This window comes from Actinoplanes sp. NBRC 101535 (assembly GCF_030269225.1).
Classification (GTDB): domain Bacteria; phylum Actinomycetota; class Actinomycetes; order Mycobacteriales; family Micromonosporaceae; genus Actinoplanes; species Actinoplanes rectilineatus.
The window spans coordinates 1-25513 of the sequence record NZ_BSSY01000003.1 but is presented as its reverse complement, the minus strand read 5'-3'; the positions used below and the strand labels follow the sequence as shown (position 1 = coordinate 25513).

Below are 25513 nucleotides of genomic sequence, written 5' to 3'. Positions count from 1 at the left end.
GAGACTAGCCGTCCAGCTCAGCCGCGGCCCGTTCCAGATCCGTCGTCAGCAGATCGGTCCGGAACGCGCACAGCTGCAGGGTCATCCGGGCGGCGCCGCGCTCACCGACCACCAGCCTGATCGGCTTCCCCCGATCGTCCAGGTCACCGACGATGAAGTCGAGCAGCCGGACACCCGCGCTGTCCAGGAACGAGACGGCGGTCAGGTCGATGAGCACCGCGTTCGCCCCGGTGGTGCGGGCCACGATGGCCCGCCCGATGTCGTTCGCGTTGGCCAGGTCGATCTCACCCTTCAGGTGGACCAACTCGGCCACCCCCCGCCGCGAGAAACTCACCCACTGATCTGTCACAGCTCACCTCCCCGCTGCCGTCGCATGATCACGGTTGTCCCGTCCCCCCGATCGAAGAGGACCTCGTCCATCGCTTCCTCGATCAGTTGCAGACCACGACCGCGGGTGAAGCCGGCGCCCGTGCCGCGCCACGTGCCGCGGTCGGTGACCCGGACCTCGACCGCGTCCTCGCTGACCGTGGCCGTCACGTCGACCACCCCGAACGGGTCGTCGCGGTAGCCGTGCTCGATGGCGTTCGCCACCGCCTCCGAGCAGGCCAGCAGCACGGCGTTCAGGCAGTCGGTGTCGACGCTGTGCCCGGCGAGCCAGCCGCGCAGGTCGGCCCGGAGCAGGGCGATCTGCAGCGGGTCGGCGCCGATCGAGCGTTCCAGGCGTTCCTCGGTACCGAGCGTGATGCAGAGCAGGCAGACGTCGTCGGCGTGGTCCCGGCCCACCATGGTGTCGGCGAGACCGGCGGTCAGGCCCTTGAGCGGGGCGTCACGGCGGCGGGCGTACTCGCGGGCGAGCACCTCGAAGCCGCGGTCGATGGGCCGGCCCCGGCGTTCGACCAGGCCGTCGGTGTAGAGCAGCAGGCGGCTGCCCGAGGCCAGGCGGACCTTCTGCTCGGTCCGCCGCCGGTCGCCGGCCCGGGAGCCGATCGGCGCGGACCGGGCCTGCAGGAGGTACTGCGGGGAGCCGGCCGGTTCGTGCAGCAGCGGCGGCAGGTGCCCCGCGCAGGTGTACGTCATCTCCCCGTGGAGCAGGTCGATCTCGGCGTACACCACGGTCGCCATCCGGGCCGCCTCCTCCCGTTCGCAGAACCGGTCCAGCTGCTCGATCAGCCGGGCCGGCCCGTGTTCCCCCGAGGCCAGCGCCCGGATGGCACTGCGCAGCTGGCCCATCGTGGTGGCCGCCTCGATGCCCCGGCCGACGACGTCGCCGACCACCACGGCCAGCCGGTTCGGGGTGATCAGGAAGGCGTCGAACCAGTCGCCGCCGACCTCCAGGTCCTGGGCCGCGGCCTGGTAGTAGCTCTCGACCGCGAACCGCGGGTCGCCGCCGGGCACGTCCGCGGCGAGCAGGCTGCGCTGCAGGGTCCGGGCGATGGCCCGCTCCTGCTCGTAGAGGCGGGCGTTCTCCAGCGCCAGTCCGGCCCGGTCGGCCAGGTCGATGAGGAAGAGACGTTCGGCCTCGATGCCGCGGCGGTCCGGGGCCATCCGCAGGGCCAGCGTGCCGAGGACCCGGCCGCGGGCGGTGAGCGGCAGCACGGTGCAGCCGAGGCCGTCGCCGTCGGCCGCCCAGACCGGTCCGGCCGTGCTGGTCGCCTCGGCGATCCGGCCGGCCAGCAGGGCCGCCTCGGGCGGCGGGCCACCGGCGCTCTCCAGCAGTCCGGCCGGGCCGACCTGCAGGCGTACCGACGCCCAGTCGGCGATCTCCGGGACCACCCGCTCGACGAGCCGGCGGGCCCGCTGCAACAGCCGGTGCTCCTCGTCCAGCGACCGCGTCGTCCGGGCCAGGAAACCGGCCTGTTCCTCGCGGCGCCGGGCGTCGTCGTAGAGCCGGGCTCGGTCCAGCGCCTGACCGGCCTGCTGGCCGAGCAGCCGGATCACGGTCAGCTCGGCGTCGTCGAGAACCCGCTCCTCGCGGAAGCTGAACGCCAGCACCCCGAGCACGGTCACCCCGTCCGGCTCCTCGACCGGCCCGGTGGTCAACGGCAGCAGCACCACCGTGCTGCGACCGGACCGGGTCATCGTCTCGGCCAGGTCCGGGAAGTGCTCCCGCGCCTCGTCGACGGTGGCGACCACGTGCAGGTCACCGCGGCGGGCGACCTCGGCCACCGCCCGCTGCGACGACCGGGGCATGTCGTCCCAGTTGCCGGTGGTCGGGTCGGTGGAGGCGACCGCGACGAGCTGGTCGCGTTCCACGTCGACCAGGTAGATGCTGCTGCTCGCCGCCTCGAAGCCGGGTTCGGGCGCGCGGACCACCGCCTCGGCGACCTCGGCCTCGGTCGGGGCCGCCGCCAGGTCGGCCACGATCTGCTGCAGCACCCGGACACGCTGCTCGGACGACTCGGCCGCCCGCCGCGCCGTCAGCAGCTCACGCTCGTAGCTGCGCCGTTCGGTGGCGTTGAGCACCATCGTCCGGATGATCCTGGGCGACTCCCCGGGACCGCGTTCGAGCACCGAGTTGACCAGGGTCGGCAGACGCCGGCCGTCCTGCCCGACCACCTCGAGCGCGATCTCGTGCACCTCGCTCTGCATCATGAGCAGAGGTGCGTAGACCGTCTCGTAGTACATCCGGTCCCCCACCGCCAGGAGGTCCCGGAACCGCCGGTGCCCGACCAGGTCGGTACGCGCATACCCGGTCCAGGTCAGGAAGGTCTCGTTGACCCGGACGATCGTGCCGTCCGGGAGCGTCGTGAGATAGCCGCACGGCGCGTGCTCGTACAGGTCCTCAGGATCGTCGTCCCAGGGCAGTCGTAACTCGCTTGTCACGTCCGGCCCACCAGATTCACTCACGAAACTGCTCCGCCGATCATGCCCGCTGTCTACAACCAGGACTTGATCGCGTCAACCGTTTCCTCCGGAGCACTCAGATTCGGACAGTGCCCCGTCGCGTTCATCTCGACGAAGGTGCTGCCGGGAGTGTGCTGGTGAACGTACCTGCCGACGGCTGTCGGGGCGATCACGTCATCGGCGCACTGCAGGATCAGCGACGGCACCCGCAGCCGGGGCAGGTCCTTGCGGTTGTCGGAGAGGAAGGTGACCCGGGCGAACTTCTTGGCGATCGCCGGGTCGGTCCGGCAGAAGCTGTTGGTCAGCTCCTCGCCGAGTTCCGGGCGCTCCGGGTTTCCCATGATCACCGGCGCCATCGCACTGGACCAGCCCAGATAGTTGCTGTCCAGCGACTCCAACAGTTCGCTGATGTCCGGCGCGCTGAAGCCTCCGACGTAACCATCCTGCTCGTCGTCGATGTAGCGCGGGGACGGGCCGACCATCACCAGCGAGGCGAACCGCTCGGGTTCGCGGACCGCGGCCAGCACCCCGATCATCGCGCTCACCGAGTGGCCGACGAAGACCACGTCGTGCAGGTCGTGCTCGTGGATGATCTGCAGGATGTCGTCGGCGTAGCCGCTCAGGTCGGCGTAGCGGGAGTCCTCGTACGCCGACAGGTCGGACTTGCCGCTGCCCACGTGGTCGAAGAGGACGATCCGGTGCGATTTCTCGAAGGCCGGTGTCACCAGGCGCCACATGTTCTGGTCACAGCCGTACCCGTGGGCGAAGAGCATCGGCTGTCCGGCGTCGGAACCGAGCGTCGAGACGGCGTTTCTGTATGTGGTGCTCATGCTGTTAGTGGCGCCCCCGAGGGCGGCGCCCCTCCTCCCAATAGCACGTGACCGAACGGAAAACCACAGGGTGACGACCGGCACTATCCACCTTCGGTGGACAGGTCAGATGACAAGTCCGGGTAACCATACGACTCCGGAGCGTTCCGCACATCGCCCTCCTTGTCCGGCATTCACGTCCACCGTCCGGATCCGGCATCGCCGTCCTAGTGGCACACCATGCCTAACCTGGGATTAGAGAGCGCGCGGGAGGAGAACACGAGAATGGCCGACCAGCCGGAAGAATCGACTCCGGTCGCGGGGATGCCCGAGAGTGCCCGGGACACGCCCGAGACGACCCGGATCGAGGATGCCGCCGAACCGGCCACCGCGACACTGCCGCCGGCACGCTGGAGCGGCGCCGCGCCGATCCCCGCGACCGAACCCCGCCGATCGGTGTGGTCCCGGCTGCGCGACAAGGTCGCCGGGCCGGCGCCCGATTTCGACGACCGCACCGCGGTGCCGGCCGTCGACCCCTGGGCCGACCAGACGGAGGAGCACACCCCGGTCTGGCCGGAGGCGCCCGCACCGGCAGTCGACATGCCGCCGACCCGCGTGGTGATCCCCGCGGCGCAGGAGGCCAAGGAGAAGGCCCGAGAGGTCAAGGAGAAGGCTCTCAAGGCCGCCGCCGAGGCCCTGAAGGCGGCCCGCACGGAGAAGAAGACCGCGATCCCGAGCCCGGGCACCTACCCGCCGCCGCCCGCCGGCACCGGGCTGCCGCCGCGCGCACCCGCCAAGCCCCGCTGGTGGAAGGAGTCGCCGGCGCCGCAGAAGCGCGCCCCCGTGCAGCCGCGCCCGCCGATGCCGCCACCGCTGTCCCGGCCCCGGCCCCGGCGCCGCCGCTGGCTGCGCCGGCTGACCACGTCCTCCGCGCTCGCCCTCGTGCTGTGCTGCGGCGCCCCGCTGGCCTACTGGCAGTTCCCGGCGGTCCGGCAGTTCCCGGTCAGCGCGGTGCTGCCGCCGTCCTTCTCCGACCTGGAGCTGCGCGACAACGGCCGGCAGGCCGCCGAGCGCCTGGCCGAGCAGCTCTCCGCGGCCGGTGCGACCGGTGACGCGTTCGCCGGGGTCTACGGCGACGGCAACGGCAAGCGGGTCACCCTGTTCGGTGTCACCGGATGGCGGTTCACCCCGGGCTCCGACGTGGAGGAGCAGTTGGCGAGCCTGTCCGGCGACCTGAAGCTGAAGAACATCGTGGTCTACGACTCCGGTGACGCCGGCGTGCACGAGAGCTGCGGCATCGGCCGGCTGGACGGCTCGGCCGTGGTGGTGTGCGCGTGGGCCGACCACGGCAGCATGGCCACCGCCGTGCTCACCCGCCGGTCGATCGACGAGAGCGCCGAGCTGGTGGCCCGGCTGCGCACCGAGGTGCTGACCCCGAAGTACCTGCCGCGGTTCCTGACCGATCAGATCTGATCGGGCCGCTTCGGGGCGTAGCGCGGTACGTACTCCTGGCCGGTGAGCTTCTGGATCTCGCTCATCACCAGGTCGGTCAGTTCGCGCAGCGAGGTCCGGTCGTCGGAGCGCCCGGCGGTCTCGATCGGCTTGCCGACCCGGATGGTGACCGTGTCGCGCATCAGTTTCGGGTAGAGCCGGCCGATCGGCTGCACCTTGTCGGTGCCCTGCATGCCGACCGGGATGATCGGCACCCCGGCGGCGACCGCGAGGCGGGCCACCCCGGTGCGCCCGCGGTAGAGCTTGCCGTCCGGTGAGCGGGTGCCCTCCGGGTAGACCGCGACCAGGTCGCCGGCCGCGAGGGCGGGGATCGCCGCGTCGAAGGCGGTGAGAGCGGCCCGGCCGCCGGCCCGCTCGACCCGGATCGCGCCGACGCCCTCCATCATCTTGCGGTTGAGGAAGCCCTTGACCCCGGTGCCGGTGAAGTAGTCGGACTTGGCCCAGAAGGCCAGGTGGCGGGGCACGACCGCGCCGAGGAACAGCTCGTCGGCGACGGAGAGGTGGTTGCCGGCGAAGATGGCTCCCCCGGTGCGCGGCACGTGTTCGAGGCCTTCGACGGTCGGCCGCCAGCCCGTCATCAAGGCCGTACCGATGGTGACCTTGGCGAGTGAGTAGAGCAGCGGCAACGCGTCCTCCGGAAATACACACAGTGCGAAGTTGGGAGCGGGGTGCTGTGAGGTTATCGGACGCGGCGCCCGATGAACCTAGTGATCTTGGGCCGGGACCCGGACATTCGCCCCCACCAGGCGAACATCCGGGCCTTTCGGCTGATTCATGCGACCGTGATGAATCACACGGCGGTGACCTTGACGGCCACCTGCTCCCCTTCACCGACCTCACCGGTGAAGCCGGCGCCGCCGAGATCCCCGAAATCGAGTGAGGTGGCGAGGGTCTCACCGGCCACGAACTCGCGGAAGGTCTCGACCGCCGACCGCACCACCGGACTGGCCGACAGGACCAGGTCGATCCGGTCGCTGACGTCCAGGTCCGCGTCCCGGCGGGCCTGCTGCACGACGCGGATCACGTCACGGGCCACGCCTTCGGCGGCCAACTCCGCGGTGACCACGGTGTCCAGCACGACCACACCGGCACCGGCCGGCAGCGGCGCGGAGTTCTCCGGGTCGGCGGCGACGAGCTTCAGCTCGTACTCGCCCTCGGCGAGGGTGACGCCGGCCGCGACCGGGGCGCCGTCGACGAGCTGCCAGTCGCCGCTCTTCACCGCCTTGATCACCTGCTGGACCTGCTTGCCGACCCGGGGGCCGAGCGCCCGCGGAACCACCGTCAGCACCTGCTGGCAGTACGCGGCCACGTCGTCGGTGAAGACCACCTGCTTGACGTTGACCTCGTCCTTGAGCAGGTCACCGAGACCGGTCAGCGAGGCACCCGACCCGCTGGCCACGGTCAGCGCCGCCAGCGGCAGCCGGACCCGCAGGCCCTTCGCCTTGCGCAGCGACAGCGCCGCCGACGCCACGTCCCGGATCGCGTCCATCGAGGCGACCAGCTCGTGGTCGGCCGGGAACGCGTCCGCGGACGGCCAGTCGGTCAGGTGCACCGAGCGGCCACCGGTCAGGCCACGCCAGATCTCCTCGCTGGTCAGCGGCGCGAGCGGCGCCACCACCCGGCACAGGGTCTCCAGCACGGTCGCCAGGGTGTCGAACGCGTCCTGGTCACCGGCCCAGAAACGGTCCCGCGAGCGGCGGACGTACCAGTTGGTCAGCGCGTCCAGGTACGACCGCACCGAAGCGGCAGCACCGGAGATGTCGTACTCGTCCATCTGGCGCTGCACGTCCGCCACCAGCTCGCCGGTCTTGGCCAGGACGTAACGGTCGAGCAGGTGATCCGACGAAGTCCGGAACCTCGCCTCGTACCCCGATGCATTCGCATAAAGGCTGAAGAAGTACCAGACGTTCCAGAGCGGCAGCAGCACCTGACGCACCGAGTCCCGGATCGCCACCTCGGTGACCGGCATGTCCCCACCCCGGAGCACCGGCGACGACATCAGCATCCAGCGCATCGCGTCCGACCCGTAGGAGTCGAACACCCGGTAGACGTCCGGGTAGTTGCGCAGCGACTTCGACATCTTCCGGCCGTCCTCGCCCAGCAGGATGCCGTGGCTCAGGCAGTTCCGGAACGCCGGGCGGTCGAACAGCGCCGTGGCCAGCACGTGCATGGTGTAGAACCAGCCGCGCGTCTGCCCGATGTACTCGACGATGAAGTCACCCGGGTAGTGGTCCTCGAACCAGTCCTTGTTCTCGAACGGGTAGTGCACCTGGGCGAACGGCATCGACCCGGACTCGAACCAGCAGTCCAGCACCTCCGGCACGCGCCGCATCACGGACTGCCCGGTCGGGTCGTCCGGGTTCGGCCGGGTCAGCTCGTCCACGTGCGGACGGTGCAGGTCGGTGACCCGCACGCCGAAGTCGCGCTCCAACTCCTCGTAGGAGCCGTAGACGTCCACCCGCGGGTACTGCGGGTCGTCGGATTTCCAGACCGGGATCGGCGAGCCCCAGAACCGGTTCCGGGAGATCGACCAGTCCCGGGCGTTCGCCAGCCACTTGCCGAACGAGCCGTCCTTGATGTGCGACGGCGTCCAGGTGATCTGCTGGTTGAGCTCGACCATCCGGTCCCGGAACGCGGTGACCGCGACGAACCAGGACGAGACCGCCTTGTAGACCAGCGGGGTGTCGCAGCGCCAGCAGTGCGGGTAGGAGTGCGTGTACGCGTCGTGCCGCAGCACCACGCCCCGCGCCTTGAGTGCGGCGATCACCGGCTTGTTCGCCTCGAAGACCTGCAGGCCCTGGTAGTCCGGGACCAGCGAGGTGAACCGGGTCCGCTCGTCCACGGTGACCACGGTCGGGATGCCGGCCTCGTTGCAGGCGTTCTGGTCGTCCTCACCGAAGGCGGGCGCCATGTGCACCACGCCGGTGCCGTCCTCGGTGGTCACGAAGTCCGCGCCGAGCACCTGGAAGGCGTTCTCCCCGGCGGGCTCGACCAGGTAGTCGAAGAGCGGCGTGTAGCGGCGGCCGACGAGTTCGCGCCCGAGGACGGTGCCCGTCTGCTCGTACCCCTCCAGTTCCTTGGCGTAGGCACCCACCCGGCCGGCGCCGACGAACAGGCGGTGACCGTCCTTCTCGAGAAGGACATATTCGATGTCCGGCCCGACCGCCAGCGCCAGGTTGGACGGCAGCGTCCATGGCGTGGTGGTCCAGACCGCGATGTCCTCGCCCGTCGAAAGCCGGAAGAGCACGGTCAGCGCCGGGTCGGTCCGGTCCCGGTAGACGTCGTCCATCCGGGTCTCGGTGTTCGACAGCGGCGTCTCGCACCGGAAACAGTAGGCCAGGACGCGGAATCCCTCGTAGACCAGGCCCTTCTCGTGCAGGGTCTTGAACGCCCACATGACCGACTCCATGTAACTGGGGTCGAGGGTCTTGTAGTCGTTCTCGAAGTCCACCCAGCGGGCCTGGCGGGTGACGTAACCCTCCCAGTCCTTGGTGTAGGCCAGCACGGACGTGCGGCAGGCCTCGTTGAACTTGTCGATGCCCAGCTCGACGATCTGCGCCTTGGTGGTGATGCCGAGCTGCTTCTCCGCCTCGATCTCGGCGGGCATCCCGTGGGTGTCCCAGCCGAACCGCCGCTCGACGTGCTTGCCGCGCATCGTCTGATACCGCGGCACCAGGTCCTTCACGTAACCGGTGAAGAGGTGCCCGTAGTGCGGCAGGCCGTTGGCGAACGGCGGGCCGTCGTAGAACACGTACTCGTTGTCGCCGTTCTCCCCGGCCGGGCGCTGCGCGACGGACGCCTCGAAGGTCTTGTCCGCCGTCCAGTGGTCGAGGACCGCGCGTTCGACCGCCGGCAGGTCCGGGGACGCCGGAACGCCGGTGGCGTCGGTGTGCTTCGGGTAGGCCATGGTTCTCCTCAAGCAGTTCACATCACGTGACTGCGAGGACGAGCTGGAATCAGCCCGCGGTACCACCTCGCTTGACGCCTCGGGGGCGCCCGCTCATTCGCCGGCCTGTCGCGCGTGCCGGTCCGCCCGGTTCTACCAGGATCTTCCGAGAAAGACCCGTTCTTCCGGAGGCTCCCCGGTGATGGCCGGTTCGCTGCCTGCGTCGGAGCACAACGATACCGGCCACCCCGGGATTCCTTCATCCGCATTACCCCCGACGATCAACTTCCAAGATCAAATTCATGTGGGGGTACGCGTCGCGAGAAGTCCCGTGCCTCCCTCGCGACCGCCGTCGCCGGTCACGCCTCTGCCGCCGCCTCCGGGCTGAGCTGCCGGGTCATCGCCCGGGCCGCAGAACGACCGACCACAGGCTGACGCCGTCACGGTCGCGGAGATCGACGGTGAACGTGCCCGATCCACCGTCGATCCGCACCTCGCCGAAATGCTGGAACCCGCTCGCCGGCGACGTGTTCGCGGCCGGCGGCGCGTGCACGAACACCGCCTCCGGCCCGAACGTGGCGTCCAGCGCGTTCGGGCCGAACGCTCCGGCATGGGCCGGCCCGGACACGAACTCCCAGAACGGCGTGAAGTCCCGGACCGCCGCCCGCGACGGGTCGTAGTGGTGTGCCGCGGTGTAGTGCACGTCCGCGGTCAGGAACACCACGTTCTGCACCCCGTGCCGGTGGATCGACCGCAGCACCTCGGCGAACTCCAGCTCCCGGCCCTTGGGCGCACCCGGGTCGCCCTGCCCCACACCCTCCTGGGCGGCGGCCCCGTCCGGCACGACCAGACCGATCGGCAGGTCGTTGGCGATCACCTTCCAGGTGGCGCGACTGCGCCGCAGACCGTCGATCAGCCAGCGCCGCTGCTCGGCCCCGAGCAGCCCGCGCGCCGGATCGGCGTAGATGTTGCCGTCGTTCGCGTCCTTGACCGTCCGCATGTCCAGCACGAACACGTCGAGCAGCGGGCCGTACGAGATCTTCCGGTGGATCGGAGCGGTCGAGCCCGGGACCGGCACCCACTCGTGGTAGGCCCGCTGGGCCCGGGCGGCGAGCACGTCCACCCGCTTCTCGGTGTACCGGTCGTCGGCCAGGATCTCCCCCGGGTACCAGTTGTTGGTGACCTCGTGGTCGTCCCACTGGTTGATCTGCGGGACCTCGGCGGCGAACCGCCTGTAGTGCTCGTCCAGCAGGTTGTACGCGTACTGCCCGCGGAACTCGTCGAGCGTCTCGGCGACCTTGAGCTTGGCGTCGGTGAGCACGTTGCGCCACACCCGGCCGTCCGGGAGAGTCACGCTCTCGGCGAGCGGGCCGTCGGCGTACACCGTGTCCCCGCTGTGCAGCAGGAAGTCCGGCCGGCGGCGCCGCATCGACTCGAAGATCCGCATGCCGCCGAAGGCGGGATCGATGCCCCAGCCCTGACCGGCGACGTCCCCGGTCCAGACGAAGCGCACGTCCCGGCGGTCGGTGGGCGCGGTGGTCAGCTCGCCGGTCACCGGAACACTGAACAGTCCCGGCCGGTCCAGGCTCTCCACCTTGACCCGGTAGTACAGGCGCTCGCCGGCCGGCAGCCCGCGCAACCGCACCTTGCCGGTGAAGTCGGTCTCCGGGGTGACGATCGGACCGCGGATCACCCGCGAGCCGCGGAAGTCCGGACGCCGGCTGGTCTGCACCCAGAGCCGGCCGGGACGGTCCGCGCGACTCCAGACCACGGCCGTGCCGCCGGCCGGGTCGCCGCTCTGTACGCCGTGGGTGATCAAGGGCCGGGCACCGCCGAGGGCGAGCGCCGGAGCGGGCAGGGCCGCCGTGGCGACGCCGCCGGCCAGTCCGGCCCGCAGCAGGTTCCGTCGGGAAAGGGAGCTCATGTCCTGATGCCTATCGATCGCAGATGGCAGCCGGGTGTCCAGGCCCTAAACTTCACCCCGTGATCCGGATCGAGATCGATGAACCGACGCTGGCGCGGACACGCATCGCGATCAGCCCGCTCGGTGAGCTGATCTGCGGCCTCTACCTGCTGCGCCGCAACCCCGAGGTGCCGTGGCCGTACACGGCCTGGGCCGCCCGGGCCCGGGAGATCCTGCGCACCGACCCGTCGCTCGAGCCGCTCTCGCTCTACCTGAACCGGCTCGACGGATCCTATCCGGACTTCCTCGACCCGGTGCCCGAGGTCGCGGTGCCCACCATCGACGATCAGCTCGACCAGATCCGGAACACCCCGGCCGCCCTGATCGAGGAACAGCTCGCCCGGCACCATCCCGACGGCGACCTGCCGAACTGTCTGACGGCGTTCCGCGACGACCGGCAGGCGGCCCTGGACCGGCTCGCCACCGCACTCGGCACCTACTGGACCGCGGCGATCGCACCGTACTGGCCTGCCATGCGCGCGGCCCTCGACGAGGAGGTCCTGCTGCGGGCCCGGGCGCTGGCCGCCGACGGCCCCGACTCGCTGCTCGCCCGCCTGCACGACCGGATCCGCTGGGAGCGTCCGGTGCTCACCCTGGTCAAGAACCTCGACCGGGACGTCGTCGCCACCGACAAGCGGCTGCTCCTGGTCCCGCTGATCTTCTCCCGGGGCGCGCTGAGCTGCTCCACCGACCACCCCGAGATCATGATGGTCACCTACCAGGCCCGGGGCGCCGCGCTGCTGGCCGAGGCGGCCCCGCCGGTGGCCGCCGCGGACGACGACCGGCTGGCGATCCTGCTCGGCCGGGGCCGGGCCGTCATCCTGCGCGCCCTGACCACACCGGCCACCACGACGGCACTGGCGAGCGCGCTGGGCCTGGCCCCGAGCACGGTCTCCGAACACCTGACCGGGCTGCTGGCCGCCGGGGTGGTGCACCGCCGCCGGGCCGGCCGCCGGGTCCTCTACGGTCTCGAACCGGCCGGGCTGGCCCTGGTGACCCTGCTCGGCGACGATTCGGCCGGAGCCGAATCCGTTTCCTGACCGCCCGGTCCCGCCTACCTTCGGCGGCATGGACAGCGAGCACACCCTCACGGCCCCCTCACCACCCCCGCCGGCACTGTCCCCCTCGACCCGAGCCGGCAGTGACTTCGCCATCGAGGCCGAGGGGTTGTCCCGCACCTACCGGACCCGTACCGGCTGGCTGCGGCCCCGCCTGCAGACGGTGGACGCGGTCCGCGGCGTGGACCTGAGCGTCCGGCGCGGCGAACTCTTCGGCTTGCTCGGGCCGAACGGCGCCGGCAAGACCACCACCATCAAGATGCTCAACACACTGCTCATCCCGAGCGCCGGCACCGCCCGGGTCGGCGGCTACGACGTGGTCACCCAGACCCGGGAGGTGCGGCGGCGCATCGGGTACGTCTTCGGCGGCGACCGAGGTCTCTACGACAGGCTGTCCGGGCTGGACAACCTGCGCTACTTCGCCGAGCTCTACGCGGTGCCGGCCCGCGAGCAGAAGCGCCGGATCGCCGAACTGCTGGAACTCGTCGGTCTCCGCGGCCGCGAAGGCGAACGCGTCGAGGGCTACTCGCGGGGTATGCGCCAGCGCCTGCACATCGCCCGCGGCCTGCTGCACCGTCCCGAGGTGCTGTTCCTGGACGAACCGTCGATCGGGGTGGACCCGGTGGCCGCCCGCGAACTGCGCCGCACGGTGGCCGGCCTGGCCGCCAACGGCACCACGATCGTGCTCACCACGCACTACATGGCCGAGGCGGACGAACTCTGCGACCGGATCGCGGTCATCGCCGGCGGCCGCATCCAGGCCCTCGGGACCCCGGCCGAGCTGCGGCGCCGGGCCGACGGACGGCGGGTGCTGGAGATCGAGGCCTACGGGGTGCCGGACGCCGCCCTCGCCGCCCTCCGGGAACTGCCCGGCGTCCGCGAGACCGCGGTCGAGGCGCGCGGCACGCAGCAGCTGCTGACCGTCCAGTCCGACACGGACGTGGACGTGCAGGGCGACGTGCTGCGCGAGCTGTCCGGGATCCGGCTGGGCCGGGTCACCAGCCGCGAACCCACCCTCGAGGACGCGTACGTGGCGATCGTGAACGCGTCATGACGACCCTGCGCATGCTGGCGATCGGCACCCTGCTGCACGCCAAGCACCTCAGCCGCTCCCCGTTCGAGGTGGCGATGGCCCTGATCGTCCCGCTGGTCCAGGCCACCCTCGCCGTCCACCTGTTCCGTTCCGGCGACGGCTCGCACCGGCTGATCGAGGCCGCGGTCGGCGCCGGCCTGATGGGCATCTGGGCGTCGGTGCTCACCGGCTCCGGCGGGGCCATCCAGAACCAGCGCTGGCAGGGCACCCTCGAGATGATCATGTTGGCGCCGCGGCGGCCGGTCACGGTCATCCTGCCGATCACCGCCGCCACCGCCGTCACCGGCATGTACGCCCTGCTCGCCACACTCGCCTGGGGACGGATCGTCTACGGCATCCGGATCGAACTCGCGCACCCGGCCGCGTTCCTCGCCGCCGCCGTCGCCTGCGTCCTCGGACTGGGCATGTTCGGCCTGCTGCTGGCCTCCACGTTCGTGCTGCTGCGCAACGCCAACGCGCTGGCCAACCCGCTCGACTACCCGATCTGGCTGCTCTCCGGGATGCTCGTGCCGATCACCGTGCTGCCGTCCTGGACGCTCCCGGTCGCGGCCGTGCTGCCCACCACCTGGGGTGCCCGGGCGCTGCGTGAGGCGACCGTGGGCGGGCCGGTCTGGCCGTCGATCGGGATCTGCCTGGCCATCGGCGCCGTGTGCCTGGTCGTCGGCGGCTACTGCCTGACCGTGTTCGAGCGTCGCGCCCGCGTGACCGCCACCCTGGCGCTGTCATGAACCCGGTCCGGCTCGTCACCACGGGTGGCGCCCTCGCCTACCGGGCCCTGTTCAACTGGACCACGCCCGCCATGTACGCCGGCACTCTGCTCGCCGGCCCGGCCTTCCAGCTGATCTTCTTCGCGTACCTCGGACGACAGTTGCAGGTCGCCGACGACCGCTTCTTCATCGTCGGCAACGCGGTGCTGGCCGCCTCGACCGCCTGCGTGTTCGGCGGGACGCTGGCCGTCGGCAACGAACGCCGCTACGGCACCCTGGGCCATGTCCTGCTGTCGCCGCGCAGCCGCACCGCCATCTTCGCCGGGCGGGTTCTCCCGTACGCCGGGAACGGTCTCCTGATCGCGGCCTTCACGCTGACCGTGGGCACCGCGGCGCTCGGTCTGCGGATCCCCCTCGCCGCCCTGCCCGGAATCGTGCTGGCCCTGGCAACCGGCTCGCTGGCCTGCGCGTTCTTCGGACTCACCCTGGGCGCGGTGGGCCTGCGGTTCCGTGACGTGTGGGTGGTGTCGAACGTCGCGGCCAGCCTGCTGCTCCTGCTCACCGGCGTGAACGTGCCCCGGAGCGGCCTGCCCCCGTGGATGGCCACCGTCGGCGAGTTCCTGCCGATCACCCACGCGGCGGAGGCGGCCCGGACACTCGCCGCGGGACGCGGGCTCGGTGCGGCCGCGCCCGCGCTGGGAGCGGAGTTGCTGGTCGGAACCGGCTATGCCCTGCTCGCCGTGCTCCTCCTCAAGATCTTCGAGGCGGAGTCGCGGCGCCGGGCCAGCCTGGAGACCCTGTAGAAACGTTCCGTGGTCAGGTCATGAAGCCCGTCCGCGTGGTGACTTGAGGCGCGCTGGGCGCCCGTATTCACCACACCCGTCGTGGACCGTGGTGAATACGGGCGCACTGAGCACCCCAAGTCACCACACCCGTGGCGGGGCGTGGTGAATACGGGCGCACTGAGCACCCGAAGTCACCACACCCGTGGTGGGGCGTGGTGAATACGGGCGCGCTGAGCACCCGAAGTCACCACACGGACGCTGACCATGAAACGTGTCTAGAACCGACCCGGGAACCAGATGGCCAGCTCGCGCTTCGCACTGTCCGGGGAATCGGACGCGTGCACCAGGTTCTCCCGGTTGGAGAGCGCCAGATCGCCGCGGATCGTGCCGGCGGCCGCCTTGCGGCCGTCGGTCGCGCCGATCATGGCCCGGACCACCTCGATGACCGAGTCTCCGGAGAGGACCACGGCAGCCAGCGGGCCACTGGTCATGAAATCCTTCAGCGGCGGGTAGAACGGCTTGTCGACGTGCTCGGCGTAGTGCTCGTCAGCGAGAGCCGCGTCCATCGTGCGCAACTCGAGCGCGTCGACGAGCAGCCCCTTGCGCTCGAAACGGGAAAGGATGTCGCCGAGCAGGCCGCGACGCACCGCGTCAGGCTTGATGAGCACGAGCGAACGCTCGGTGTTGCTGGACACGCGGGATCCTCCGTTGACACTACTAGCCGACACGCGGGGCCATCAGCCTATCGGTACCGCCACGAACGGTGAGTGGCGATCCCCGGACTGCCCGCACTTTCGCCGAGCCACCGGGGGTCATAACCTGACGGGAACAACCGGGAGGTCCACAGTGGCGAACCAGGGCGGCAGGCCCATAGCTCCGGCGCGCAAGCTCGTGGCGGCGGTGATGGGCACGCTCGCGGTCTTTGTGATCGTTTTCGGGCTCGGCATGTCGAGCTGGGCGGTCGCCTTCTTCGGCCTGGCCGTCCTCGTGCTCGCGATACTCCTCGCGCTCCTCAACGTCTCCCGCCGCGGCGGGAGAGCCACCGTGGTCGGCAACGCCGAGGTCAAGTCGATCCCGCCGCCACCGGTCTCGGCGGCATACGGCCGGGCCGACATCGCGGTCATCGTGATCGCCCCCGGCCTCGGCACGTTCGAGACCACCCTGCGCGAGTCCCGCATCCCGGTCGCCAAATGGCCGGTCCCCGGCGCCACCGTGCCCATCTCGGTCGACGTCGACGACACCCGCCGCGTCCGGGTCAACTGGAAGGACGCGCCGGCCCGCGCCGAGGGCGGCGACCCGCCACCCCCGCCGCCGCCGGCCGACTACGCCGACGACGAGATCGACGACGACGTGCTGGGCGCGGTCGGCCCCGCACCGTGGGAGGGCCGCGAACGCGACTGGTCGGTCGACGCCGACGAGCCGCCGCCCCCGCCGCAGCCGCCACACCGGATGACCAGCCGCGCCACCCCCGTGGTGGTCCGCGACACGCCCGCCGGCCCGATACTGGAGGGCCAGGTCGTCGGCTCCGACGAGGACCCGCAGCCCCTGCCCCGGCGCGCCGGGGGCACCCGTTTCGGCCAGGCGCCCGGCCCGGCGACCGCGGCCCACACCCCGCCGGGCCCGGCCGACGACCCGTTCACCCCCGGCACCGACCCCGACTCCGGTTTCCGGTCCGCCTCCGACCACGCGCCCGGATCCCGCTCCCGACCCGGCTCCGACCCCGGCTCCGGCTACGGGCCCGGTTCCGACCCCGGCTCCGGCTATGGGCCCGGCTCCGGTTCCGCGGCCGAGGACGACCGTCCCTCCGGCAGCGCTCCGGGCTCACCGTGGTCCGGTCCCGGCTCGTCCACACGCGGCTCGGCCGGCGGCCCGGGCACCACACGACCGCCGGGCGCCCGGCCCAGTCCCCGCCCCCGAGGCGGCGCCGCAACCGCGACAGTCGAGCGCGACGAGGACCCTTACGCCTCCACGCCCGGCGACACCCCGCCGACAGACGACGAGCAGTCCCACGTCGCCTCGTCGGCCCCCAGTACGCCCCTGGTCACCACGCGCCCGCCGGCACAGAGGACCTCGTCGTCCGACACCCGCCGCACCGGCGCAGGCCCGTCCACCGCCCGCCCCACGGACGCCCCGGCCCCGGACGCCCCGGCCCCGGACTTCCCGGACACGCGCTCCCAGGACGCGCGCTCCCAAAACGCGGAGACGGCGGATGCCGAGTCTCAGGACGCAAGATCGTGGGAAGCCCGATCCCGGAATGGCGGCTCCCGTGATGCGGAGTCTCGGGATGCGGGTCTCCTGAATGCCGGTTCCCGGGACCGGGAGGCGGGGCTTCGGGAGGCGGAGTTCCGGAACACCGGCACACCTCAGGCCGACGATCCACTGGATCTCCCGCTCGATGACCAGGACCGCCCCGCGTCATCCGGTCTCTCCACCACAGCCTGGACCGCCGCAGCCCCGATCCGCTCCCACTCCGCCGGCACCGCAGAACCCGCCACCCGCAACGACGCCACCCCCGCGGCCGCTCCGGAGGGTTCCGCCCCTGCCGCCCGGTCTGCCCAGTCAGACGAGTCCGGTGGACCGGTGAGCCATGTCCCGGCCGATTCCTCGGAGGCGACCGAGTCCGGCAGCCCGAGCCAGTCCGCGCAGACCGGCCGGCCCCGAAGGACCGAACCTCCCACCTGGACCGAACCACCCCCCGAACCCGAGCCGGTCTTCCGGCGTCGTTCACCCGGCGGCACCCGCTTCATCATGCAGCCCGGCGAATCCCCCACCGTGGAACAGCCGTCACCGCACGCGGCCCGCAGCACCCCCGCGGACTTCCCCGACGACCCCGACGACGTCCCGCCGTGGGCCATCAGGCCCGGCAGCGCCACCCCGCCGTCGCCCGCCGGCGAGTCCGCCCCTGCCGCTGTCCCCGTCGACGACCCGGCCGGCACCGCAGCGCACGGCCCGGCAGACGACGCGGTGAACGGCTCGGCAGACGACGCGGTGAACGGCTCGCCCCGGAACGCGGCCGGCCGCCCGGCAAACGGCCCTACGGACAGTTCGGCGGACGGTCACGCCGTCGACCCGGCAGACAGCTCGACAGACAGCTCACGGCAGGGCACGGTCGGCGGACGGCCGCGCAGCGAGAACGCGACGGTGCTCGCCACCGGATCCGCGCCGGTCCCCGGTCCGGAACCCTCCGAGGACCGCCCGCAGCCCCGTCCACGCCCGGAACCCACCCCGGCGACGACCCTGTCCTCCCCCAGGCCGGTCTCCGCCCCACCCGTGGCCCCGGAACCGGACAGACCGTTCCCGACCGCCCCCACCCCGTCCACCCGGCCGCCGTCCGGACCCACCCCGCAATCCGGCCCGCCCCGTTCCAGCCTTTCAGCATCCGATCAGCCCCAGTCCGGCCCCGCAGCGTCCAGCACCGCAACGCCCGGCCCGACGACGTCCGATCCGGAAGCGTCCAACCTGGCGGCGTCCAACCTGGCGGCGTCCAACCCGGCGGCGTCCAACCCGGCGGCGTCCGATTCGGCAGTGGCCCCGTCCGATCCGGGCCGATCACCGCTCCGCGCCGACGACCGGCCCCCGACCGACCAGATCGACATCCCTCTCGACGATCAGGTCGACATTCCGCTGGACGACTACCCCGAGCCCGCACCGGAATTCCGCCCCGCAGCCGCAGCAGCCATGGCCGACGGCATCATCGCTCCCCCCGCCGAGACCATCCCCGCCCAGCCGACCGGGTCATCTGCGGATGACCCGGCCAGACCCGTCCACGGTTCTGCGGCTACGGCCATTCCCGTTCACGCGGACGAGACGGACACCTCCGCGGAGTCCCACGTCCCACGGCACGCGGCTCCCCACACGAACCCCTCTCCGGATCCAGCCATCCCGGCTGGGGAGGATTCGTCGTTCCTGGCCGCCGCCATCCCCCTCCCGGAGCCGGGCCGCCCGGATACGGCTTCCCCCGCGGCGGCCATCCCGCTCCCGGAGCCCGCGGAAGGCACCACCGCAGCCGCTACACCGCTCCCGGGCCCTACGCGGAACACCACCGCGGTCCCGGAGCCCGCAGCCCCGGAGAGCACCTCAGCGGCCGCCATCCCGGCTCGAGAGCCCTCAGCCCTGGGGAACACCGCCACCACAGCGGCTGTCCCGATCCCGCCGGCCTCTCGCGCCGAGAAGCCGTCCGAGACGGATGCCTCCCCCGAATCCGGACTCGAGACCGAACGCGGCAAGACCAACACCGACGAGAACGAAGCCGGCGAGACCGACACCGACAAGAACGCGGCCGGCAAGACCGACACCGGCGAGAGCGAGGCCGGTCAGGACGACTCCGGCGACGCCGAGGCCCGCAAGGGCGCGGCGGCGGACGGCCGGCGGACGGCCGGCGGACCGTGGGGGGACTTCGGGACCTCCGAGCCGGACGACCGCGCCGGCGACATCATCACCGGCTATCCGAGCGCCCGCCCCGGCCCCGGCGGCGCCATCCACGGGGTCGGGATCACCGTGCTGGTCACCGATCTGGCCCGGTCGACCGTCTTCTACCGGGACATGCTCGGGTTCTTCGAGATCGACAGCGGGGAGAGCAGCACCGTGCTGGCGTCCGGTGACACCCGGCTGGTGCTGCGTACCGTGCACAACCTGTCGGTCGAGGCGGGTCGGCTGATCTACCTCAATCTGGAGGTCGGCGACGTCGACACCGTCTACGCGGAGCTCGTGGCCAAGGGCGTGAAGTTCGTGCACTCGCCGCGGGCCGTGAACCGGGGCGACAAACTGGAACTCTGGTCGGCCACTTTCCGGGATCCCGACAACCACAACATCGCCATCACCCAGTGGCGGGCCATCGGCTGACCGAGCGTACGAGAAAAGGGCGGGAGACCACGATGGTCTCCCGCCCTTTCACAACGGCACCGAAGCGCAGAGAACGATCAGCCCAGGATGCTGCGGCGCACATGGGTCGCGTAGGCCCACGCCAGGCCGAAGACGACGCCGAGCGCCGCCAGCGACCAGTGCAGGAACCCGCCGGCGAGCAGCAGCACCTGGATCAGCGTGCCACCGTTCCACGCCCAGCTGCGTTTCATCACTCCCGCCAGCAGCACGCACAGCACCGTCAGGGCGAGCACCGTCCCGATCGCCGGCCCGCGACGGTCACCGGCGAAAACACTCAGCGGGGCGATCGCCAGGAGCAGCACGATCGCCTCGAGGGCCAGTGTTCCGGAGCCGAGTCCGCGTACCGCAGCCTCGGGATTCTTCAGACCGGAGCGCCGCACCGCGGCAGGGGCGTCGCTCTCGACGGTCATCGCGTCCTTCTCCGGCTCGGTCATCGTTTGAGCAGTTTCCGGGCGTCGGCGACGGTGACCACCGAGCCGGTGATCACCACGCCGACGCCGCTCATCTCGCCGGAGGCGTCCTCCTCGGCCAGGACGACCGCTTCTTCGATGGCGTCCGGCATGGTCTCGGCGATCGTCACCCGGTCCTCACCGAAGATCGTGATCGCGAGTCGGCCGAGTTCCTCCGCGGGCATCGACCGGGGCGAGCTGTTCTCGGTGACCACGATCCGGGCCGCGACCGGTTCGAGCAGTTCGAGCAGGCCGTTGGCGTCCTTGTCGCCCAGCACCGCCAGTACCGCCACCAGGTGCCGGAAGGAGAACTCCTCCTCCAGGGCGGTGACCGTCGCCGCCATGCCGTGCGGGTTGTGCGCGCCGTCCAGCAGGATCGCCGGCGCGCTGCGGACCCGTTCGAGGCGGCCCGGCGAGTCCACCTCGGCGAAGCCTTCCCGGACCAGGTCGATCTGCAGCTGCTTGTCGGGGCCCGCGCCGAGGAACGCCTCGACGGCCGCCAGGGCCAGTGCCGCGTTCTGCGCCTGGTGCGCGCCGAACAGCGGCAGGAAGACCTCCTCGTAGACGCCGCCGAGGCCCTGGAGGACGAGCACCTGCCCGCCGACCGCCTGGGTCCGCTGGACCACGCCGAACTCGCTGCCTTCGCGGGCGAGGGTGGCGCCCATGTCCGCGCAGCGTTCCAGGATCGGCCGCATGGCGTCCTCCTCCTGCAGCGCGGTGATCACCGTGGCGCCCTGGTGGATGATGCCCACCTTGTGCCAGGCGATGTCCTCGATCGTGTCGCCGAGCCACTCGGTGTGGTCCAACCCGATCGGGGTGAGCACGCAGACGCCCGCCTCGATGACGTTCGTCGCGTCCTCCTCGCCGCCCAGGCCGACTTCGACGACCGCGATGTCGACCGGGGCGTCGGCGAACGTCGCGTACGCCATCGCCGTGGTCATGTCGAAGTAGGTCAGCGGTTCCGGGTTGCGCGCGTCGATCAGTTCGGCGAGCGGCGCCACCTCGTCGTAGGTGGCGACCATCTGCTCCTCGGAGATCGGCTCACCGTCGAGGCTGATCCGTTCCCGCACGCTCTCCAGGTGAGGGCTGGTGTACCGGCCGGTGTGCAGGCCGTGCGCCCGCAGCAGCGCGTCGATCATGCGGGCCGTGCTCGTCTTGCCGTTGGTGCCGGTCAGGTGCACGGACGGGTACGCCCGCTGCGGGCTGCCCAGCACGTCCATCACGTCCCGGATCTTCTGCATGTCGAAGACCATGCGGGTGAAGCCGCGCTTGTCCAGCGCGGCTTCGACCTCGGTGTACTCGGTCATGCTCTTCTTTCTCTCAGCTGTCGCCGGACCGCCGCCGGTTCAGGCGGACGGCAGTGCCGCCAGCGCGTCGGCGGTGCGGACCAGGTCCGCTTCCGCGGCCGCCAGCCGGTCCTTGATCTTCGCGACCACCTGTTCCGGGGCCTTGCCGACGAACGCCTCGTTGTTCAGCTTGGCCCGGCACTGGGTGGCCTCCTTCTCGGCGGCCACCCGGTCCTTCTCCAGGCGGGCCCGCTCGGCCGCGACGTCGATGGCACCGCGGGTGTCCAGGTCGACCGTGATGCCGCCGGTGACGGCGAGCGTCGCGGTGGCGGTGAAGTCGGCGCCGGGCACGTCGAGCCGGGCCAGGGAACGGATCAGCGGCTCGTGCGTGTCGATGCCGACGTTACCCAGGCCGGTGAGCGCCGCGGTGACCCGCTGGCTCGGCTTGAGGCCCTGGTCGGACCGGAAGCGACGGACCTCGGTGACCACCTTCTGCAGGGCGGCCAGTTCCTCCTCGGCACCGCCGTCCACCAGGTCGTGGTCGACGGCCGGCCAGGCGGCCCGCATCACGGTCTCGCCGCCGGTCAGCGCGATCCACAGCTCCTCGGTGACGAACGGGATCACCGGGTGCAGCAGACGCACCAGCTGGTCGAGCACGTGGCCGAGCACCCGGCGGGTGTTGTCTGCCGCCGCGCCCTCGCCGGCCAGCACCGGCTTGCTGAGCTCGAGGTACCAGTCGCAGACGTCGTCCCACGCGAAGTGGTAGAGCGTGTCGCAGACCTTCGCGTACTCGTAGCTGTCGAACTGCTCGTTGACCTCGGCGATGGTGTGCTGCAGCCGGGACAGGATCCACTTGTCGATCGCGGACAGCGCGGCCTTGTCGGGCAGCGGGCCCTCCACGGTGGCGCCGTTCATCAGCGCGAACCGGGTGGCGTTCCACAGCTTGTTGCAGAAGTTGCGGGAGCCCTGGCACCACTCCTCGCTGATCGGCACGTCGGAACCGGGGTTGGCGCCGCGGGCCAGCGTGAAGCGGGTGGCGTCGGCACCGTACCGCTCGATCCAGTCGAGCGGGTCGACGACGTTGCCGAACGACTTCGACATCTTCTTGCCGAACTGGTCGCGGACCATGCCGTGCAGGTTGACCACGTCGAACGGCTGCTTGCCGTCCATCGCGTACAGCCCGAACATCATCATCCGGGCGACCCAGAAGAACAGGATGTCGTAGCCGGTGACCAGGACACTGGTCGGATAGAACTTCTCCAGCTCGGCGGTCTTCGCAGGCCACCCCAGCGTGGAGAACGGCCACAGGCCGGAGGAGAACCAGGTGTCCAGGACGTCCTCGTCCTGGCGCCAGCCCTCACCGGACGGCGGCTGCTCGTCCGGCCCGACGCAGACGATCTCGCCGTTCGGGCCGTACCAGACCGGGATGCGGTGGCCCCACCACAGCTGCCGGGAGATGCACCAGTCGTGCATGTTGTCGACCCAGGCGAAGTACCGCTTGGACAGCTCGGCCGGCTCGATGGTCACCCGGCCGTCGCGCACGGCGTCACCGGCCGCCTTCGCCAGCGGGGTGGTGTTGACGAACCACTGCAGCGACAGGCGCGGCTCCACCGTGGTCTTGCAGCGCGAGCAGTGGCCCACCGAGTGCAGATAAGGCCGCTTCTCGGCGACGATCCGGCCCTGCGCCCGCAGCGCCGCGACGATCGCCGGACGCGCCTCAAAACGATCAAGACCTTCAAACGGTCCGGGTACGGTGATGACGGCGCGCTCGTCCATCACTGCCAGGCTCGGCAGCCCATGCCGCTGGCCGATCTCGAAGTCGTTCGGGTCGTGCGCCGGGGTCACCTTGACCGCGCCGGTGCCGAACGCCGGGTCGACGTGCTCGTCCGCCACGATCGGGATGCGCCGGCCGGTCAGCGGCAGCTCCACCTCGGTGCCGACCAGGTGCCGGTAACGCTCGTCGTCGGGGTGCACGGCCACCGCGGTGTCACCGAGCATCGTCTCGGCACGCGTCGTCGCGACGACGATGCTGTCCGCACCCTCGCCGTAGCGGATCGAGACCAGCTCGCCCTCGTCGTCGGTGTGCTCCACCTCGATGTCGCTGAGCGCGGTCAGACAGCGCGGGCACCAGTTGATGATCCGGTTCGCCCGGTAGATCAGCTGGTCGTCGAACATCCGCTTGAACACCGTCTGCACGGCCCGGGACAGGCCCTCGTCCATCGTGAAGCGCTCACGGCTCCAGTCGACGGAGTCGCCGAGACGGCGCATCTGCCCGAGGATCGTGCCGCCGGACTCGGCCTTCCACTCCCAGACCCGTTCGACGAACTTCTCCCGGCCCAGGTCGTGGCGGGACAGCTGCTGCTCGGCCAGCTGGCGCTCGACCACGTTCTGCGTGGCGATGCCGGCGTGGTCCATGCCGGGCAGCCACAGCACCTCGAACCCCTGCATCCGCTTGAGGCGGACGAGAGCGTCCTGGATGGTGTGGTCGAGGGCGTGGCCGATGTGCAGCGAACCGGTCACGTTCGGCGGCGGGATGACGATGGTGAACGGTGGCTTGTCGCTGGTCGGGTCGGCGGTGAAGTAACCCTCCGATACCCAACGCTCATACCGCCGCTGCTCTACCTCGCCCGGCTGGTACTGGGCGGATAGGCCACCGGCTGGCCGGCTGTCGGGGGTACGGGGTTCGGTCTCATCGGTCACCCGACAAGTCTACGGAGCCCCGCCGAGCGCCCGGTATTCGCACCTCCACCCGTGGGGGACGGTAGGCTCGCCTGATGTCGGACCGCGGTCAGCAAACGCCTTCCCATGCCGACCCCGCGGCGGCGCCGGACACCGAGCGCCCCGCCTTCAACCCCTTCGACGCGATCGGCGCCACCCGCACCACCGACCCCGTCGCCCCGGTCGCCGACAGGCCCGATCCCGACGGGCTCGACGACCCCGAGGCACACCCTGACGGCCACGAGCAGCAGCGCCCCGGATGGCGTCAGGGCGAGACCCCGGCTCCGGACGGCGACGAGCACGACGGCGTCGAACTCTGGCAGGACAACCCCTCCACCGGGCCTGACGACGGCCTCCGCGACCTGTCGGTGACCTCGGACGACGCTCCCGGCGACGCCCCCGCGCAAGGCGAGCCCGGCGAGATCGACGTCGGCCCGTTCCTGTTGGCCGGTGAGTCCGACCAGCCCGCTGAGACGCCGGCCCGCCCGAGCAACGTCCGCACCATCGTGCTGGCCGTCCTGCTGGTGGTGGTCCTGGCCGGCGGCGGCATGCTCGCCTACGTCGGCTGGCAGATCAACTCCGAACGCCACACCACGCTCTCGACGCCCCCGCAGATCGCCGACCTGGTGCTCGACGACAGCGAGGACGCGACGGCCACCGCCGACTACCTGCGCGGGGCACTCTCCGCGGAGGTGCAGCTCGACAAGACGGTGGGCGGCGTCTACAGCACGCCCGAGGACAAGAACGTGCTCTTCTTCGGGGGCACCACCCTCCTGTGGTCCCCGGAGAAGGAACTCGACAACGCTTTCAGCCTGATCGCCGACGACGAGGGCGCCGTGACAAGCCTCAAGTCGGTGGATCCCGGCGACCTGGGCGGCGTCATGAAGTGCGGCACCACCAAGTCCGACGGTGTCGACATGGCCGTCTGCGGCTGGTCCGACCACGGAAGCCTGGCCCTGGCCATGTTCCCCCAGTACGCCGAGGCCGACGTCCCCCCACTGATGCGCCAGATCCGCACAGCCACCCAGACCCGAAGCTGACCCTCCTCCAGTACGGAGCGACACACCAGACGCCGGCAAGGTCTCACCGAGGCCGAGCCGGCGTTCTCGTGGCAGCGGACAGGGTGCAGGCGACGGCCGCGATGCGGCAAGAAAGAGTGCGCGGGGAAGGCCGCTGGCCTGATCAGGTAGGCACGGTGTGGGGCGTGGAATGGCCTACGCGGGGATCGAGCCTGACCGCCCGGAGGAGGTCATCCCACGCCCCACACCGTCCCAGCTCGTATTCTCTGCAGCCGGAAAACGCTGTCAGAATCACCCTGTGAAAACGGGTCCAGAACGGAAAAAGTCCGGAAACGAAGAAAGGCCCACCCCGAAGGGTGGGCCTTTCTCAACGTTAAGTCCGGCGGCGTCCTACTCTCCCACACCCTCCCGAGTGCAGTACCATCGGCGCTGGAGGGCTTAGCTACCGGGTTCGGAATGTAACCGGGCGTTTCCCCTCCGCTATGACCACCGAAACACCTTTC

Annotated in this window: 17 protein-coding genes and 1 rRNA gene; 7 read left to right on the top strand and 11 right to left on the bottom strand. The window is 71.1% G+C overall.

The window, feature by feature from the left end:
* Positions 1-4 precede the first annotated feature (4 nt).
* From QSK32_RS09120 to QSK32_RS09110, 3 genes are read right to left on the bottom strand one after another with little or no spacing between them, the layout of a single operon-like run.
* The gene (locus tag QSK32_RS09120; RefSeq protein ID WP_045743414.1) at positions 5-349 is read right to left on the bottom strand and encodes an STAS domain-containing protein; all 345 of its coding nucleotides are present in this window, start codon (positions 347-349) and stop codon (positions 5-7) included.
* Positions 346-2847 carry a SpoIIE family protein phosphatase gene (locus tag QSK32_RS09115; RefSeq protein WP_045743415.1) on the bottom strand — a complete coding sequence of 834 codons (2502 nt, stop codon included), beginning with the start codon at positions 2845-2847 and terminating at the stop codon, positions 346-348. The genes QSK32_RS09120 and QSK32_RS09115 overlap by 4 nt, the downstream gene beginning before the upstream one ends.
* A gap of 29 nt (positions 2848-2876) precedes the next feature.
* Entirely contained in the window at positions 2877-3674 is a 798-nt protein-coding gene (locus QSK32_RS09110; RefSeq protein WP_045743416.1) for an alpha/beta fold hydrolase, read from the bottom strand.
* Between the two features lie 303 nt (positions 3675-3977).
* On the opposite strand from QSK32_RS09110, the gene QSK32_RS09105 reads away from it, so the two are divergent.
* Positions 3978-5126: a hypothetical protein gene (locus tag QSK32_RS09105; RefSeq protein ID WP_157411099.1), complete on the top strand. Its 1149-nt coding sequence runs from the start codon at positions 3978-3980 to the stop codon at positions 5124-5126.
* Here QSK32_RS09105 and QSK32_RS09100 read toward each other — a convergent pair.
* From QSK32_RS09100 to QSK32_RS09090, 3 genes are all read right to left on the bottom strand, one after another.
* The gene (locus QSK32_RS09100; protein ID WP_045743417.1) at positions 5117-5791 is read right to left on the bottom strand and encodes a lysophospholipid acyltransferase family protein; all 675 of its coding nucleotides are present in this window, start codon (positions 5789-5791) and stop codon (positions 5117-5119) included. The genes QSK32_RS09105 and QSK32_RS09100 overlap by 10 nt on opposite strands.
* 164 nt (positions 5792-5955) lie before the next feature.
* Positions 5956-9072, bottom strand: a complete 3117-nt coding sequence (gene ileS / locus QSK32_RS09095; protein WP_285471657.1) for an isoleucine--tRNA ligase — start codon at positions 9070-9072, stop codon at positions 5956-5958.
* 376 nt (positions 9073-9448) lie between these two features.
* On the bottom strand, positions 9449-10975 hold the full coding sequence (locus QSK32_RS09090; protein WP_285471656.1) for an alkaline phosphatase D family protein: 1527 nt from the start codon (positions 10973-10975) through the stop codon (positions 9449-9451).
* A gap of 59 nt (positions 10976-11034) precedes the next feature.
* Here QSK32_RS09090 and QSK32_RS09085 point away from each other — a divergent pair, with 59 nt between their 5' ends.
* Genes QSK32_RS09085 through QSK32_RS09070 form a run of 4 tightly spaced genes read left to right on the top strand, consistent with a single transcriptional unit; the run spans position 11035 to position 14675 of the window.
* Entirely contained in the window at positions 11035-12054 is a 1020-nt protein-coding gene (locus tag QSK32_RS09085; protein ID WP_045743420.1) for an ArsR/SmtB family transcription factor, read from the top strand.
* Positions 12055-12082: 28 nt separating this feature from the next.
* Entirely contained in the window at positions 12083-13126 is a 1044-nt protein-coding gene (locus QSK32_RS09080; protein ID WP_083449119.1) for an ABC transporter ATP-binding protein, read from the top strand.
* Positions 13123-13893 (top strand): ABC transporter permease, encoded by a 771-nt coding sequence (locus QSK32_RS09075; RefSeq protein WP_045743421.1) that lies wholly within the window; start codon positions 13123-13125, stop codon positions 13891-13893. The genes QSK32_RS09080 and QSK32_RS09075 overlap by 4 nt, the downstream gene beginning before the upstream one ends.
* Positions 13890-14675 carry an ABC transporter permease gene (locus tag QSK32_RS09070; RefSeq protein ID WP_285471655.1) on the top strand — a complete coding sequence of 262 codons (786 nt, stop codon included), beginning with the start codon at positions 13890-13892 and terminating at the stop codon, positions 14673-14675. Before QSK32_RS09075 ends, QSK32_RS09070 begins: the two co-directional genes overlap by 4 nt.
* 257 nt (positions 14676-14932) lie before the next feature.
* Here the strand turns inward: QSK32_RS09070 and ndk are convergent, their stop codons facing one another.
* Positions 14933-15352 carry a nucleoside-diphosphate kinase gene (gene ndk, locus QSK32_RS09065; protein ID WP_285471654.1) on the bottom strand — a complete coding sequence of 140 codons (420 nt, stop codon included), beginning with the start codon at positions 15350-15352 and terminating at the stop codon, positions 14933-14935.
* Positions 15353-15503: 151 nt separating this feature from the next.
* Between ndk and QSK32_RS09060 the strand changes: the two genes are divergently transcribed.
* Positions 15504-19499, top strand: a complete 3996-nt coding sequence (locus QSK32_RS09060) for a VOC family protein (protein ID WP_285471653.1) — start codon at positions 15504-15506, stop codon at positions 19497-19499.
* Between the two features lie 77 nt (positions 19500-19576).
* Here QSK32_RS09060 and QSK32_RS09055 read toward each other — a convergent pair whose 3' ends face one another.
* From QSK32_RS09055 to QSK32_RS09045, 3 genes are read right to left on the bottom strand one after another with little or no spacing between them, the layout of a single operon-like run.
* On the bottom strand, positions 19577-19972 hold the full coding sequence (locus QSK32_RS09055; protein ID WP_045748443.1) for a DUF4233 domain-containing protein: 396 nt from the start codon (positions 19970-19972) through the stop codon (positions 19577-19579).
* On the bottom strand, positions 19969-21294 hold the full coding sequence (locus tag QSK32_RS09050; protein WP_045748444.1) for a bifunctional folylpolyglutamate synthase/dihydrofolate synthase: 1326 nt from the start codon (positions 21292-21294) through the stop codon (positions 19969-19971). The genes QSK32_RS09055 and QSK32_RS09050 overlap by 4 nt, the downstream gene beginning before the upstream one ends.
* Positions 21295-21333: 39 nt before the next feature.
* Positions 21334-23973: a valine--tRNA ligase gene (locus tag QSK32_RS09045; RefSeq protein WP_285471652.1), complete on the bottom strand. Its 2640-nt coding sequence runs from the start codon at positions 23971-23973 to the stop codon at positions 21334-21336.
* A gap of 74 nt (positions 23974-24047) precedes the next feature.
* On the opposite strand from QSK32_RS09045, the gene QSK32_RS09040 reads away from it, so the two are divergent.
* Positions 24048-25031, top strand: coding sequence for a hypothetical protein (locus QSK32_RS09040; RefSeq protein ID WP_285471651.1), 984 nt, complete (start codon positions 24048-24050; stop codon positions 25029-25031).
* Positions 25032-25387: 356 nt separating this feature from the next.
* On the opposite strand, the gene rrf is transcribed toward QSK32_RS09040, so the two are convergent.
* Positions 25388-25504: ribosomal RNA gene (rrf, locus tag QSK32_RS09035) — 5S ribosomal RNA — on the bottom strand.
* Between the last annotated feature and the right edge of the window lie 9 nt (positions 25505-25513).